The organism is Haloferax sp. Atlit-6N (assembly GCF_003383195.1).
Lineage (GTDB): Archaea > Halobacteriota > Halobacteria > Halobacteriales > Haloferacaceae > Haloferax > Haloferax gibbonsii.
Map to the genome: position 1 here is coordinate 1,046,614 of NZ_QEQJ01000001.1, position 13,362 is coordinate 1,059,975.

The window sequence follows — 13,362 nt, forward strand, 5'->3', positions numbered from 1 at the left end:
CCCTCATTTCATCCGCACGCTTTTTACGCCCCCTCAAGCAAAGAGCGACCAATGAGCTATCCGTGGGAAGACTGGGATCATATCACCAAAATCGACCCTGACAAGGACCTCGTCGACGGCGAGACGTTCGAAGACGTGTGTGAGACGGGCACCGACGCCCTCGAAATCGGCGGCACGCTCGACATCACAGAGGAGAAGATGGAGCGCGTCATCGAGGCGACCTCGAAGTACGACGTGCCAATCTACCAGGAGCCGTCGAACCCCGGCGTCGTCATCGACGACGACGCGCTTGACGGCTACCTCATCCCGACGGTGTTCAACGCGAGCGACTCGTTTTGGATCACCGGCGCGCACAAGGAGTGGGTCCGCATCGAAGACGGCCTCGACTGGGACCGCACCCACACCGAGGCGTACATCGTGTTGAACCCCGAGTCGTCGGTCGCCGAGTACACCGACGCCGACACCGACCAGTCCGCCGAGGACGTGGCCTCCTTCGCCCGCGTCGCCGAGAAGATGTTCGGCCAGAAAATCATCTACGTCGAGTACTCCGGCACCTACGGCGACCCCGAGAAGGTCGGCGCGGCGCACGACGCGCTCGACGACGCGACGCTGTTCTACGGCGGCGGCATCCACGACTACGACACCGCCTACGAGATGGGTCAGCACGCGGACGCGGTCGTCGTCGGCAACCTCCTGCACGACGAGGGCGTCGACGCGGTCCGCGAGACGGTCGAGGGCGCGAAGGACGCGACGGCCGAACTCGTCGCGGAGTAATCCCCACGGGCGCGGTTTCGTCTTCTACGCCGACTCCATCGACTCGGCCGACCCCGAGTTCACGCCGCCAGCGTGTGACTGCCGAGACGCATCGACGCCGAGCGCCGACGCGTTCGGCGCGCCGCGACCGAGGAGCGTCGCCGACGCGACGAGAAAGCAGAACGACGCGGTCGCGGCGAGCGCGGTGCCGACGGCCGGCACCGCGGCGCAGAGGGAGACGAGCAGGCCGGCCACGAAGCCGACGAGCGCGACCCCAGAGGCGACGCCGATAAACGAGCGGTCGAACGCGATGTCGCGCGCGACCGGAATCGCCGCGGCGAGCGACCCCTCGCGGGCGAGGGCGACCGTGGCGGCCACCGAGAGATACGAGCCCATCAGTGCCGCGAGGCCGGCCGCGACGAGACCGACGGTTTCGAGCGCGGAGAGGCCGAGGAGCCCGAGCATCGCCGGATTGGTCGCATACGTGAGCGTCGCAAGCGAGAGTCCGGAACCCGGAAGCGCGGCGGTCGCGAGGCCGACTGCGGGGAGTTGGAGCGCGACGAGCGCGGCCGAGAGACGAGCGCCGTCGGCGACCATGTCGGTGTAGTCGTCGAACGACGGGAGCGCGGTCGCGTCGCGGTCGCCGGCGCGAACGAGGCGGACCACGTAGCCCGCAAGGAGAACGCCCGCGAGCGGCGTGGCGAACGACGCGAGCGTCGCGAGGACGCCGACGAGCGTCGTATCGAACGAGGTGTCTTCGGCGAGCGGGAGGGCGAACGCGGCTTCGAGGTCTGAAACGTCCATGTCCGAGGCGAGGTGGCCGCGGGTTCGGATATAAACCTCAGCATCGGAGCCGCCGCGGTGGAAGGGAGAAGCGATTCCGATTCACTCCTCGGCGGTCGGCTCACCGTCCCAGTAGCCGACTTCGGCGTCTCGCGGGTAGTAGCCGTGGAGCGTCCGGGTGTTCTTGTCGCCGCCCGGCGGTGCGCCGCAGAACACCCCGACTTTGTCGGAGTCCGGGTAGCCCGTCACGTCGGGGTGGTTCATGGTCGAGAGCGCGAGATACCGGAGCGGTTCGTCGCCGTCGTTCTCGATTTGTCTCGCGTAGTCGGCACCGGCGGGGAGCGCGACGTAGGTATCCGGTTCGAGGTCGAGGTCGGCCGCGCCCTCTCGTGTCCGGAGCGTGCCCGTTCCGGAGAGCACGTACAGCGCCTCTTCGTTACCTTCGTGGTAGTGGGTCGGCCACGGGCGCTTCCCCGGCGGGACCTCGTAGAGCGAGCAGCCGAGGTCGCGGCCGCCGGCGCGTTCGGCGAGTCGCTTCCGGCGGAACGCGAAGCGGTCGCCTCGCTCGCTTTCGGACCAGTCGAGGTCGGCGACGCGGGCGGCGTTGGGTGCCGGGCCGGACTCCGAGGAAGCGTCCGCGTCGGTTCGCGGTTCGTCCGCCGGCGCGTCCGGTGAGTCGGGAGCCATACCGGGAGGACACGCGCAGCGAACTAAGTACCACGGTACCACAGACCCCGTCAACGAGTACCCCACATCGTCCCGCTTCTCGGTGGATTCGACACTCGAACGCGTCCGAGCGAGGCGAAGACACGATGTTTAAGACGAACGGTCGGGAACCACGTCGTATGCGAAACCGAACGTACACGGCCGACGCCGAACCCGGTGACACGGTCACCGTCGCCGGCTGGGTCCACGAAGTTCGTGACCTCGGCGGCATCGCGTTTCTGATTCTCCGGGACACCTCCGGCAAGATTCAGGTCAAGTTCGAGAAAGACGAGATGGACGACGACCTCGTCGAGACGGGTCTCGGCGTCCACCGCGAGAGCGTCATCTCCGTGACCGGCGAGGTCGCGGAAGAGCCCCGCGCGCCGACGGGCGTCGAAGTCACGCCCGAGAGCCTCGACGTCATCGCCGAGGCCGAAGCGCAGCTCCCGCTCGACCCCTCCGGCAAGGTCGACGCCGAGCTCTCGACGCGCCTCGACAACCGCACGCTCGACCTCCGCAAGGACGAGGTCAAGGCCATCTTCGAGATTCGCGCCGAGGTCCAGCGCGCCGTCCGCGAGCAGTTCCGCGACCTCCGCGCCACCGAGATCAACACGCCGAAAATCGTCGCCACGGGGACCGAGGGCGGCACCGAACTGTTCCCCATCACGTACTTCGGCAAGGAAGCGTTCATGAACCAGTCGCCGCAGCTGTTCAAGCAGCTGATGGTCGGTTCCGGACTCGAACGCGTCTTCGAGGTCGGCCCCATCTTCCGCGCCGAAGAGCACAACACGCCCCGCCACCTCAACGAGGCGACCTCCATCGACTTCGAGTCGGCGTTCATCGACCACACCGAGGCGATGGACGTGTGCGAGGCCGTCGTCAAGGCCGCCTACGAGGCCGTCGAGGAGCACTGCCAGGACGAACTCGAAGCGCTCGGTCTCGAAGACGAGTTCGAAGCGCCGTCCGGCGAGTTCCCGCGGCTCAGCTACGAGGAGGCCATCCAGCGCATCAACGCCACGGGCAAGCTCGACGAGCAGCTCGTCTGGGGCGACGACCTCCCCACCGAGGGCGAGAAGGCGCTCGGCGAGGACGTCGGCGAGCACTACTTCATCACCGACTGGCCCAGCGAGATCAAGCCGTTCTACATCAAGGACCACGACGACGACGAGACGCTCTCGACGGGCTTCGACATGATGCACCCGAACATGGAGCTCGTCTCGGGCGGCCAGCGTGAACACCGCTTCGACCACCTCGTCGCCGGCTTCGAGCAGCAGGGCCTCGACCCCGACGCGTTCGAGTACTACACGAAGATGTTCAAGTACGGCATGCCCCCGCACGCCGGCTTCGGACTCGGCGGCGAGCGACTCATCATGACGATGCTCGGACTGGAGAACATCCGGGAAGCGGTTCTGTTCCCGCGCGACCGGCAGCGCCTGTCGCCCTAGGCGACGGCGCAACACGAGCGCGGGAGCAACGCCACGCGTTGCGAGTGAGCTCCCGCGCGACTGCCACCATCTGAGCCCGTACGGGCGAAGACGCACCAACCGACGCGCCCCATTTTTTGCGAAACAGTCGTTACCTCCCGGACACGTTAGAACACCATGCACGAACGTCGTCGTCGCGAGGGATACCGATGACCGACCCGAAGCGAATCGTCGACGACGCCATCGACGGCGCGGGCGACGACGAGGACTCGGCGCTCGAAGAGCTGGTCGCCGGCGTCGTCATGGGGCTCATCTTTCTGGTCGGATTCGGCCTGCTCGCGCTCGGAGTGTCGTGGTTCTGGATCGTCTTTCCGGTCGGTTTCGCGGGCGTGCTCCCCGCCGCGATAGCTCTCGTCCGCATCTACGAGTCCCGCCGCGGCGGCGACGCGGGCGAGTCGTTGACGACCGAGACCGAAGACGCGCTCGAAACGCTCCGCCGGCGCTACGCGACCGGCGAGCTCTCCGAGGAGGAGTTCGAGGCGAAAGTCGAGCGGCTGTTGGAGACGGAGACGGTCGCGGACGCTCGCAAAACGGCGGAATCGCGACGAACGACCCGGGAGGACGAAGCGACCGAATACGAGCGTTCCTGAGTCAGACTCGATACGAACACGGACGCGACGAAACGCAACACCGTTAACCGACCCCCGTCGTAGAACGACCGATGAGCGACGACGCGACGGCGTTCGTGCCCGGCCACGTCACGGGCTTTTTCAGCGCCCACCCCGCCGCCGACCCGGCGGTCGCCGGTTCCCGCGGCGCGGGGCTGACACTCTCCCACGGCGTCACCGTGACGGTCGAACCGGCGCAGGAGACGACCGTCACCCTCGACGGCGAGGCGGTCGAGATGCCGCCCGTGGCGGACGTACTTGCGGCGCTCGGCGCGACGGCCGCGGTCGACGCCGAAAGCGACCTGCCCCTCGGCGCGGGCTTCGGCGTCTCGGGCGCGATGGCGCTCGGGACCGCGCTGGCGGCGAACGCCGTCTTCTCCCGCGGACGCTCGGAAAACGAACTCGTCACCCTCGCCCACGTGGCCGAGGTCCGCGCGGGGACCGGCCTCGGAGACGTGGTCGCGCAGGCCCGCGGCGGGATGCCGATTCGGGTCGAACCCGGCGCGCCGGCCCACGGCCGGATGGACGGCGTCCCCGCGCGCCCCGAAATCGAGTACGTCGCGTTCGGCGGGCTCTCGACGGCCGACGTGCTGTCGGGAGACACGACAGCACTCACCGCCGCCGGCGAGGCGGCCCTCGAAGAGCTCCGCGCCGAGCCGACGCTCGACCGCTTCGTCGCCGAGTCGCGACGGTTCGCCCGCGACGCCGGCCTGTTGACCGACCGGGTCGAAGCCGCAATCGACGACGTGCGCGCGGCCGGCGGCGACGGGGCGATGGCGATGCTCGGCGAGACGGTGTTCGCGGTCGGGACGGGGCTGTCGGACGCCGGCTACGACCCAGAGCGCTGTCGCGTCCACCCCGCCGGCGCGACGCTGCGGAGCGAGTAAGCGGCCGCGAGGGCGACCTCGCGGTCGGGGGCGGTGCGGAATCCCGCCCGCGCCGATGAGAAAACGTGTTACTGTCGCGGCGACGACCCACCACCAATGAGCGACATCGAGATTCCCGAGAGCCACCCGAGATACCAGTCGCTTCTCACCCGCCACCGCATCGAGGAAGGCGTCGAGAAGGGTATCACGAGCCGGCAGGGACTCATCGCGCAGGGGCGCGGCGAGGCGTTCGATTACCTCCTCGGCGAGCGGACGATTCCGAGCGCGGACGAGGCCGCGCGGGCGGCCGCGGCGCACCTCCTGCTCGCCGACCACCCGGTCATCTCGGTCAACGGGAACGTCGCGGCGCTCTGCCCCGGCGAAATCGTCGAACTCGCGGCGGCCGTCGACGCCGACATCGAAGTCAATCTGTTCAACCGCACCGACGAGCGCATGCGGGCCATCGTCGACCACCTGCGCGACCACGGCGCGGACGAGGTGAAGGGACTCACCGCCGACGGGCGGATTCCGGGCATCGACCACGAGCGCGCGAAGGTCGACGCCGACGGCATCGGGAGCGCCGACGTGGTCGTCGTCCCGCTGGAGGACGGCGACCGGGCCGAGGCGCTCGGCGCGATGGACAAAGTCGAAATCGTCGTCGACCTCAACCCGATGTCGCGGTCGGCGCAGGTCGCCACGGTCCCCATCGTGGACAACATCGTGCGCGCCGTGCCGAACATCACCGCTCACGCCCGCGACCTGCGAGACGCGGGCGCGACGCGCGAGGAACTGGAGACCATCGTCGCCGAGTTCGACGCCGACGCCGCCCTCGACGCGGCAGAGCGAGCGATTCGTGCGGGCACAGACGACGAGTAAGCGACCGATACCGCTCGTCGCCGTCTCTCGACGTCCACAGAAAGTATTCTTGTGCTGACGAGTATAGCACGGGTATGACCTCCACCGATACGAGCGCGCCCGACGAAGGCGGGGCGACGGACGCTTCGACCGACGACGCGGCCGACGAAGACGGCGAGAGCGACACGTCGCTTCTGGACCGCTTCGTCGACGTGCTGTGGATTCTCCCGTGGTGAGCGTCGCTATCCGAACCCGCTCACCAGCACCGCGAGCCACTGGGCCGGGTCGCGTCGCCGGCGCACCTCGACCGCATCGACCCACTTGACCCACTGGAAGCCGCGTCGGTTCGGCGCGACCAGTCGGAGCGGCGCGCCGTGGCCGTGCGAGAGCGGTTCGCCGCCGACGCGGGTCGCAAGCAACATCTCCCGGGCCTCCGCGATTGGGAAGGACCACCGGAAGCCCGTCACCGACCGGACCGTCACCCACCGCGCTGACGAGTGAACACCGGCGCTATCGAGCGCGTCACCGAGTCTCACGCCGGTCCAGTTCTGCTCGGTGTACCACCCGCTCGTGCAGTCCAAGAGGACCGACCGCGTCTCGTCGGGCGCGAGGTCCGCCCGGTCGAGTTCGAGCGGACGGTCGACCAGTCCCGCGACCGAAAGGGACCACGAGTCGTGGTCGACGGGGTCGGGGTCGTCGGCGACCCAACTCGTCACCGGAAAGGCGTCGTTGCCCTCGCCGGGCGGGAGCGGCCGCGACCCGGTGAATCGTCGACCGACGCCGCGGAGCGACCCCACCGTCTCGGTCGCGCGGTAGCTCGCCGCGCCGAAGACGAGTATCGCGCCGTACTGGAGCGCCCGGCGTCGCTCCGCGAAGTCGACCGCGCGGGGTGCGCGGAAGCGCGCCCAGAGGTGGACGAGAAGGACTGGAATGACGAGCAGGCCGAAGCCGATGTGGACGTTGAGAAGCGTCCAGAAGGCGATTCGGACCTCGACGCCGAGCACCCACGCGATGCCGGTGCCGAGTGCCGCGAGCGCGACGACCGCGAGGAGAATCGAGACGGCTGTGTGGCGGTCCCGGAGCCGCGAGTCGACCACGCGGTGGCGGACCCGATAGAGTTTGAAGCCGACGAGCGCGACCAGCGAGAGGCCGGCGACGCCGTGGACGACGAACAGGAGGCCGTTGGCCGGATGGCCGGCCCCGAGGCTCAGCACGCCCGAGAGCGTCTCGAAGACGACGAGCGCGAAGATGGACCAGTCGACCGCCCGCGGCGGCGGTTCGAACCGCCGGAGCGCGCGGGTCGCGCGGCTTGCCATGAGAAGTGATAGCGTTTCGAACGGGAATAGGGTGTCGAGAGAGACGGCGAGAACGGAGCCGGGCGCGAAACGAAGACGGGGACGGAGACGGAGACGGGGACGGAGACGAGCGCGAAAACCGAGCGGCGGTTCAGTCGTCGGCCGTCAGCGCCGCGGGGAGGTCCGCCGGAAGGCGGTCGCGGTCGTGTTCCGCCTCGAAGTCGAGGTCGGGGCCGACGCCGTAGATGCGCTTGGGGTTGATGTCGCCGTGGCTGACGAAGTAGTGCCGGACGATGTGGTCCATGTTGACCGTCTTTGCGACCCCCGGAAGCTGGTAGAGTTCCTTCGTGTAGTTCCAGAGGTTGTCGTACTCGTGGATGGCCTTCTTGTTACACTTGAAGTGCGTGTGGTAGACGTGGTCGAAGCGAATCAGCGTCGCGAACATCGCGATGTCCGCCTCGGTGAGCACGTCGCCGGCGAGGAACCGCTGGTCGTCGAGGACCTCGTCCCAGTGGTCCAGCGCGTCGAACAGTTCCTCGACGGCCTCCTCGTAGGCTTCTTGGGTCGTCGCGAACCCGGCGCGGTAGACGCCGTTGTTGACCGGCTCGTAAATCTCGTCGATGAGGCGGTCGACCTCCTCCTCGTAACCGTCGGGGTTGAGGTCCACGTCGTTGTCGGCGATGGGGTCGAACGCCTCGTCGAGCATCCGCATTATCTCGCGTGACTCGTTGTTGACGATAGTCTCGCGCTCTTTGTCCCACAGCACGGGCACGGTGACGCGCCCGGTGAACTCGTCGTCGGCGCGGAGGTAGATGTCGCGGAGGAACTCCTCGCCGTACAGCGGGTCCGGGAGGTCCTCGGAGAACTCCCAGCCGTCGTCGATGCGGACGGGTTCGACGAGCGACAGCGAAATCGCGTCTTCGAGGCCCTTCAGCGCGCGCGTCATCGCGGTGCGGTGTGCCCACGGGCACGCCCGACAGATGTAGAGGTGGTATCGCCCGGCCTCGACCGGGAACCGCTCGTCCTCGCCGACCCAGTTGCGGAAGTCGGTCGTCTGGCGCTCGAACTCGCCGTCTTCGTTGTTGGCGACGAACTTGTCGGTTCGCCACTCGCCTTCGTAGAGCATGTTCATGCTACCACGACCTGGAGTGCTCGCATGTCCGTCCGTTGGGACCTGAACACCAAAAGTTGGGAGGCGACATCGGTGTAACCGGCCGGCTATCCGGGGCGGCGACGCATGTCGTCACCTCGTGTAAGAGAGTCGTCAGAATCGGCACAGCCCCGTGTGATTCGATTACACAGTCACACCCGCGCGACTAACTCGGTGACTGTCAGTTTGAGAAAAAGCCATCATAGATTATGACAATTGTGGGGATGTCGCATGGTGGTACTAGACATCGAGACGGAGGATGGACAGCGCGAGGCGCTTCGCCGGATGCTCACGATTCGAGCGTTCGACACGAAAGCGGCCGACCTATTCAGCGACGGCGAACTCCCCGGGTTCGTCCACCTCTACGTCGGTGAGGAAGCGGTCGGGGTCGGCGCGTGTTCGGCCCTCGAATCGGACGACTACATCACGAGCACCCACAGGGGACACGGCCACTGCATCGCGAAGGGCCTCGACCCGGACCTGATGATGGCCGAACTGTTCGGCAAGGCCAACGGCTACTGTAACGGCAAAGGCGGGTCGATGCACATCGCGGACGTCGACGCGGGGATGCTCGGGGCGAACGGCATCGTCGGCGCGGGGCCGCCGCTGGCGACGGGTGCCGCGCTCACCTCGCATCTGAAGGGCGAAGACACCGTCGCGCTGGCGTTCTTCGGCGACGGCGCGGTCGCACAGGGACAGGTCCACGAGGCCATCAACCTCGCGGCGACGTGGAACCTCCCGGCGGTGTTCCTCGTCGAAAACAACCAGTACGGCGAGGCGACACCCGTCGAGAAACAGCACAACGTCCAGAACCTCAGCGAGACCGCGGAGGCGTACAACATCCCCGGTTTCACCGTCGACGGGATGGACATCACCGCGGTCTACGAGGCCGTCAAGGAGGCGCGCAAGCGGGCCGCCGACGGCGAGGGACCGACGTTCATCGAGGCCGAGACGTATCGGTACCACGGCCACTTCGAGGGCGACCAACAGCCGTACCGGACCGAGGAGGACGTCGCGATTTGGAAGGACCGCGACGCCATCGAGTCGTTCAAGCGACGACTCGTGGACGCGGGGACGATAACCGAAGACGAGTTCGACGAGATGAAAGCCGAAATCGACCAGCAGATCGAAGACGCCGTCGGGAAGGCGAAAGACGCGGCGTACCCGGACCCGAGCGAGGCGTACGAAGACATGTTCAACGCGGCCGTTCCGGAGATTAGCGACTTCTCCAGCGGGATGCGGGCCGACGGAGGTGAGGACCGATGAGCACCGAGACCAGCAGCGGGACCGGCCCGGACCAGACGAAGGAGATGACCATCCGGGAGGCGATTCGACTCGCCCTCCGCGAGGAACTCGAACGCGACGACGACGTGTTCGTCATGGGCGAGGACGTCGGGAAGTTCGGCGGCGTCTACGAGGTCACAGGCGACCTCGTCGAGCAGTTCGGCGAGGAGCGCGTCCGCGACACGCCCATCAGCGAAGCCGGCTTCATGGGCGCGGCGGTCGGCGCTGCGGCGACCGGAACGCGGCCGGTCGTCGAAATCATGTTCTCGGACTTCATCGGCGTCTGCTCCGAGCAGATAATCAACCAGATGGCGAAGAACCGCTACATGTTCGGCGGTAAGACGGAGATGCCCGTCACCGTCAGAACGACCGAGGGCGGCGGGAGCGGCGCGGCCAGCCAGCACTCCGGGACGATTCACACGTGGTTTGCCCACTTCCCCGGCGTGATGGCCGTCGCGCCCGCGACGCCGGCGTCCGCCAAGGGGCTGTTGAAGTCGGCCATCCGGTCCGACGACCCGGTCATCGTCTTCGAGAACAAGCAGATATACGAACAGAAGGGCGAGGTGCCGCTCGACGACGACTTCACCATCCCAATCGGCACCGCGAGCGTCGAGCGCGAGGGCGAGGACGTGACCGTCGTCGCCACCCAGCGCATGGTCGGCGAGTCGCTCGAACTCGCCGAGGAACTCGCGGGACAGACGAGCGTCGAGGTCATCGACCTCCGGTCGCTCTACCCGATGGACACCGAGACGCTGGTCGAGAGCGTCAAAAAGACCGGTCGCCTCGTCATCGCCGACGAAAGCCCGCTGTCGTACGGGACCCACGCTGAGGTGGCGACGCGCGTCATGGAGAACGCGTTCTACAGCCTCGACGCGCCCATCCAGCGGGTCGGCGTCGCCGACGTTCACATCCCCTTCAGCCCCGCGCTCGAAGAGGAGGTGCTTCCCCACGGCTCCGACGTGGAAGCCGCAATCAACCGCATCGTGTAAGTGACGACCACTATCGGTCTCCTCGTCAACCCCGCCGCCGGCCGCGACATCCGTCGGCTCACCGGCGGCGCGAGCGTCAGTAACAACTACGCGAAACGCCGCACCGCGGGCTGTGTCCTCGCGGGGCTGACGCTCGCCGACGACGTGGACGTGCTCGTCATGCCCGACAGCACGGGGCTCGCCGACCGCATCGTCGACGACGCGCCCGATGAACTCGGCGTCGAGTTCGTGGACATGACGGTCACGGCGTCGGGACGGGACAGCAGAACGGCCGCGGCCCACTTCGCGGACCACGCCGACGCCGTCGTCGTCCTCGGCGGCGACGGCACGACGCGGGACGTGGCCCAGACCATCGGCGACGTGCCGGTCGTGAGCATCTCGACGGGGACGAACAACGTCGTCCCGACGCCCGTCGACGGCACCGTCGCGGGCGCGGCCGCCGCGCTCGTCGGAAGCGGAGCCGTCCCCGCCGCGGAGGCGACGACGCGCCACGGGACCATCGAGGTCAACGTCGTCCGGGCCGAACAGACGACGGTCATCCGCGGGCTCGCAACCGTCGGCGTTCTCGACCGCCCCTTCGTCGGCACGCGGGCGATTCTCGACCCGAGCGACATCGTCGGCGGCGTCGTCTCGCGGTCGTCGCCCGCCGAAATCGGGCTCTCGGGAATCGCCGGCGGTCTCGTCACGCACCGGCCGGACGACCCCGGCGGCGTCGGCTTCCGACTGGCTCGCGACGGCGAGAGCGGAGCGACCGCCCCAACGACGGTCAGGGCGATTACCGTCCCCGGACGACTCTCGACGGTCGACGTGGCTGAACACCGCGTCCTCGACGACGGCGAGGACTACGCGTTCGAGGTCGACCGCGGGGTCGTCAGCGTCGACGGCGAGCGGGAACACGAGGTGCGAAACGGGACCGTCCGCCTCCGCCCGGTGAGCGACGGCCCGCGACTGGTCGACGTCGAGTCGGTCCTCGAACGAGCGGCCAGCGACGGGCGCTTCAGGCTCGGGTGAGCCGGCGGCCCCGACCCGGCCCGGCCTGACCGACCAGTTCGGCCGCCGATTTTTTCACCGCCCGCCGGCGGCGATGACGAGCGACCACGGGTTCTCGACGTGTTCGACGAGCGTGCCGAGCATGCGGGCCGCGTCCGCCCCGTCGACGATGCGGTGGTCGAACGACAGCGAAAAGGAGATAACTCGCCGGACGGCCACGTCGCCGTCGTCGGTCGGCACGGCCTCCCGGCGAATCGTGTTGACGCCGAGGATGGCGACCTGCGGCGGGTTGATGACCGGGTCGAACGACTCGACGCCGAGGACGCCGAGGTTCGAGACGGTGAACGTGCCCCCCGAGAGGTCGTCCATCGTGAAGTCACCCGACAGCGCCCGCTGGGTGACCTCGGCGCGGGTCTCGGCGAGTTCGGCGAGCGACAGCGAGGCCACGTCGCGGACGACCGGCGCGATGAGTCCCTCGTCGATATCGACCGCGATGCAGACGTTGTGCTCCCCGTGGAGCCTGTGGACGCCGTCCTCGAAGGTCGCGTTGAACTCGGGGTGTTCGTCGAGGGACGCCGAGAGCGCGAGGAGCAGTACGTCCGTTATCGACACGTCCACGCCGAGGGCGTCGTCGGCGGCGTTCGCCGCGGCGAGCAGTTCCTCCGCGTCGGCGCGGCGGTCGATTGTGACGTGGACCGCCTCACGGTAGCTCTCGCCGAGGCGGTCGGCGATGGTGCGGCGCATCCCCGACAGCGGCCGCTCCGTCTCGACCGGTTCGCTCGCGGCGGTCGCATCGGCCCCGGCGGTCGCCGGCGAGTCGGTTGCCGCCGCGCTCGCGCCGCCCGCCGCCCGCACGTCGGACTCGGTGATGCGGCCGTTCTGTCCCGTGCCCTCGACCGCCGCGATGTCGACGCCGAGTTCGCGGGCGAGGCGGCGGGCGCTCGGCGGGGCAAACACGCGCTTGTCCGCCGTGTCGGCGGTCGCTCCGGAGTCGTCGGTCTCGGCGGGCGTCGCGGACTCCGCCGCGGCTTCCACGTCGCTCTCGGTGATTGCCCCCTGCGGCCCGGTTCCCTCGACGGCCGTGAGGTCGAGCCCGAGGTCGTCCGCGAGTCGCTTCGCGCGCGGCGACGCGCGGACCTCGCCGTTCCCTGACGCCCCGCTCGACCCGCTCGACCGTCGTTTCGCCACCGACGAGGCGTCGCCAGTCGCCGCCGTCTCGGTCGTCTCGGCCGTGCCAGCGTCCGCCGCCGCGTCGTCAGTCGCGGCGGATTCCTCGCCACCCTCGCCGACGCCCGCGTCCGCCTCCAACTGGGTGATGTCCTCGTCCGCACCGGCGACGATTGCCAGCGCGCCGCCGGGCGCTGTCGACTCGCCCTCGGCGAGGACGACGCGCCGCAGGACGCCGTCTTCCTTGGCGTCGATTTCCGCCGTCGTCTTCTCCGACTCGATTTCGGCGATTGGCTCGCCCTCGGTGACCTCGTCGCCCTCCGAGACGAGCCACGCCGAGAGCTCGCCCGACTTCATCTCCAGTCCCAGTTTGGGCATCTTGACTACGTACGCCATGGCAGTAACATACACAATAGAACGTGATATACCTAGG

General features: G+C 68.4%; 14 protein-coding genes. 9 read left to right on the forward strand and 5 right to left on the reverse strand.

Going from position 1 to position 13,362, the window contains the following annotated elements; translation table 11 throughout:
- Positions 1 to 51: 51 nt before the first annotated feature.
- Positions 52 to 774, forward strand: coding sequence for a phosphoglycerol geranylgeranyltransferase (locus DEQ92_RS05365; RefSeq protein ID WP_050458710.1), 723 nt, complete (start codon positions 52 to 54; stop codon positions 772 to 774).
- 24 nt (positions 775 to 798) lie between these two features.
- Here the strand turns inward: DEQ92_RS05365 and DEQ92_RS05370 are convergent, their stop codons facing one another.
- Both DEQ92_RS05370 and DEQ92_RS05375 read right to left on the reverse strand, forming a co-directional pair.
- Positions 799 to 1,557 (reverse strand): DUF4013 domain-containing protein, encoded by a 759-nt coding sequence (locus tag DEQ92_RS05370; RefSeq protein WP_004972899.1) that lies wholly within the window; start codon positions 1,555 to 1,557, stop codon positions 799 to 801.
- A gap of 81 nt (positions 1,558 to 1,638) precedes the next feature.
- Positions 1,639 to 2,223 carry a cupin domain-containing protein gene (locus DEQ92_RS05375; RefSeq protein WP_115820503.1) on the reverse strand — a complete coding sequence of 195 codons (585 nt, stop codon included), beginning with the start codon at positions 2,221 to 2,223 and terminating at the stop codon, positions 1,639 to 1,641.
- Positions 2,224 to 2,381: 158 nt separating this feature from the next.
- Between DEQ92_RS05375 and aspS the strand changes: the two genes are divergently transcribed.
- From aspS to DEQ92_RS23775, 5 genes are all read left to right on the forward strand, one after another.
- Complete coding sequence (aspS, locus tag DEQ92_RS05380; RefSeq protein ID WP_004972908.1) at positions 2,382 to 3,686, forward strand: aspartate--tRNA(Asn) ligase; 1,305 nt, start codon at positions 2,382 to 2,384, stop codon at positions 3,684 to 3,686.
- A gap of 188 nt (positions 3,687 to 3,874) precedes the next feature.
- A complete protein-coding gene (locus DEQ92_RS05385) occupies positions 3,875 to 4,315 on the forward strand; it encodes an SHOCT domain-containing protein (protein ID WP_004972909.1) in 441 nt (146 codons plus the stop codon).
- Between the two features lie 71 nt (positions 4,316 to 4,386).
- Positions 4,387 to 5,220 (forward strand): pantoate kinase, encoded by an 834-nt coding sequence (locus DEQ92_RS05390; protein ID WP_004972911.1) that lies wholly within the window; start codon positions 4,387 to 4,389, stop codon positions 5,218 to 5,220.
- Between the two features lie 96 nt (positions 5,221 to 5,316).
- Positions 5,317 to 6,075: a 4-phosphopantoate--beta-alanine ligase gene (locus DEQ92_RS05395; protein ID WP_115820504.1), complete on the forward strand. Its 759-nt coding sequence runs from the start codon at positions 5,317 to 5,319 to the stop codon at positions 6,073 to 6,075.
- A 74-nt stretch (positions 6,076 to 6,149) separates the two neighbouring features.
- Complete coding sequence (locus DEQ92_RS23775) at positions 6,150 to 6,290, forward strand: hypothetical protein (RefSeq protein ID WP_199522895.1); 141 nt, start codon at positions 6,150 to 6,152, stop codon at positions 6,288 to 6,290.
- Between the two features lie 6 nt (positions 6,291 to 6,296).
- On the opposite strand, the gene DEQ92_RS05400 is transcribed toward DEQ92_RS23775, so the two are convergent.
- Together DEQ92_RS05400 and DEQ92_RS05405 are read right to left on the reverse strand one after the other, a co-directional pair.
- Complete coding sequence (locus DEQ92_RS05400; RefSeq protein ID WP_115820505.1) at positions 6,297 to 7,370, reverse strand: molybdopterin-dependent oxidoreductase; 1,074 nt, start codon at positions 7,368 to 7,370, stop codon at positions 6,297 to 6,299.
- Between the two features lie 130 nt (positions 7,371 to 7,500).
- The gene (locus DEQ92_RS05405; protein ID WP_004972919.1) at positions 7,501 to 8,481 is read right to left on the reverse strand and encodes a glutathione S-transferase family protein; all 981 of its coding nucleotides are present in this window, start codon (positions 8,479 to 8,481) and stop codon (positions 7,501 to 7,503) included.
- Between the two features lie 249 nt (positions 8,482 to 8,730).
- Between DEQ92_RS05405 and DEQ92_RS05410 the strand changes: the two genes are divergently transcribed.
- Genes DEQ92_RS05410 through DEQ92_RS05420 form a run of 3 tightly spaced genes read left to right on the forward strand, consistent with a single transcriptional unit; the run spans position 8,731 to position 11,783 of the window.
- Positions 8,731 to 9,765, forward strand: coding sequence for a thiamine pyrophosphate-dependent dehydrogenase E1 component subunit alpha (locus DEQ92_RS05410; RefSeq protein WP_004972921.1), 1,035 nt, complete (start codon positions 8,731 to 8,733; stop codon positions 9,763 to 9,765).
- Positions 9,762 to 10,772: an alpha-ketoacid dehydrogenase subunit beta gene (locus DEQ92_RS05415; RefSeq protein ID WP_004972922.1), complete on the forward strand. Its 1,011-nt coding sequence runs from the start codon at positions 9,762 to 9,764 to the stop codon at positions 10,770 to 10,772. The genes DEQ92_RS05410 and DEQ92_RS05415 overlap by 4 nt, the downstream gene beginning before the upstream one ends.
- Positions 10,773 to 11,783: an NAD(+)/NADH kinase gene (locus tag DEQ92_RS05420; protein WP_115820506.1), complete on the forward strand. Its 1,011-nt coding sequence runs from the start codon at positions 10,773 to 10,775 to the stop codon at positions 11,781 to 11,783. It begins immediately after the preceding gene.
- Between the two features lie 54 nt (positions 11,784 to 11,837).
- Here the strand turns inward: DEQ92_RS05420 and DEQ92_RS05425 are convergent, their stop codons facing one another.
- Complete coding sequence (locus DEQ92_RS05425) at positions 11,838 to 13,325, reverse strand: dihydrolipoamide acetyltransferase family protein (protein ID WP_049904952.1); 1,488 nt, start codon at positions 13,323 to 13,325, stop codon at positions 11,838 to 11,840.
- Positions 13,326 to 13,362 lie beyond the last annotated feature (37 nt).

Bases quoted from the DNA above. Each gene is read 5' to 3' on its own strand.
- DEQ92_RS05365 (WP_050458710.1), top strand. From the start codon at position 52: ATGAGCTATCCGTGGGAAGACTGGGATCATATCACCAAAATCGACCCT.
- DEQ92_RS05370 (WP_004972899.1), bottom strand. From the start codon at position 1,557: ATGGACGTTTCAGACCTCGAAGCCGCGTTCGCCCTCCCGCTCGCCGAA.
- DEQ92_RS05375 (WP_115820503.1), bottom strand. From the start codon at position 2,223: ATGGCTCCCGACTCACCGGACGCGCCGGCGGACGAACCGCGAACCGAC.
- aspS (WP_004972908.1), top strand. From the start codon at position 2,382: ATGCGAAACCGAACGTACACGGCCGACGCCGAACCCGGTGACACGGTC.
- DEQ92_RS05385 (WP_004972909.1), top strand. From the start codon at position 3,875: ATGACCGACCCGAAGCGAATCGTCGACGACGCCATCGACGGCGCGGGC.
- DEQ92_RS05390 (WP_004972911.1), top strand. From the start codon at position 4,387: ATGAGCGACGACGCGACGGCGTTCGTGCCCGGCCACGTCACGGGCTTT.
- DEQ92_RS05395 (WP_115820504.1), top strand. From the start codon at position 5,317: ATGAGCGACATCGAGATTCCCGAGAGCCACCCGAGATACCAGTCGCTT.
- DEQ92_RS23775 (WP_199522895.1), top strand. From the start codon at position 6,150: ATGACCTCCACCGATACGAGCGCGCCCGACGAAGGCGGGGCGACGGAC.
- DEQ92_RS05400 (WP_115820505.1), bottom strand. From the start codon at position 7,370: ATGGCAAGCCGCGCGACCCGCGCGCTCCGGCGGTTCGAACCGCCGCCG.
- DEQ92_RS05405 (WP_004972919.1), bottom strand. From the start codon at position 8,481: ATGAACATGCTCTACGAAGGCGAGTGGCGAACCGACAAGTTCGTCGCC.
- DEQ92_RS05410 (WP_004972921.1), top strand. From the start codon at position 8,731: ATGGTGGTACTAGACATCGAGACGGAGGATGGACAGCGCGAGGCGCTT.
- DEQ92_RS05415 (WP_004972922.1), top strand. From the start codon at position 9,762: ATGAGCACCGAGACCAGCAGCGGGACCGGCCCGGACCAGACGAAGGAG.
- DEQ92_RS05425 (WP_049904952.1), bottom strand. From the start codon at position 13,325: ATGGCGTACGTAGTCAAGATGCCCAAACTGGGACTGGAGATGAAGTCG.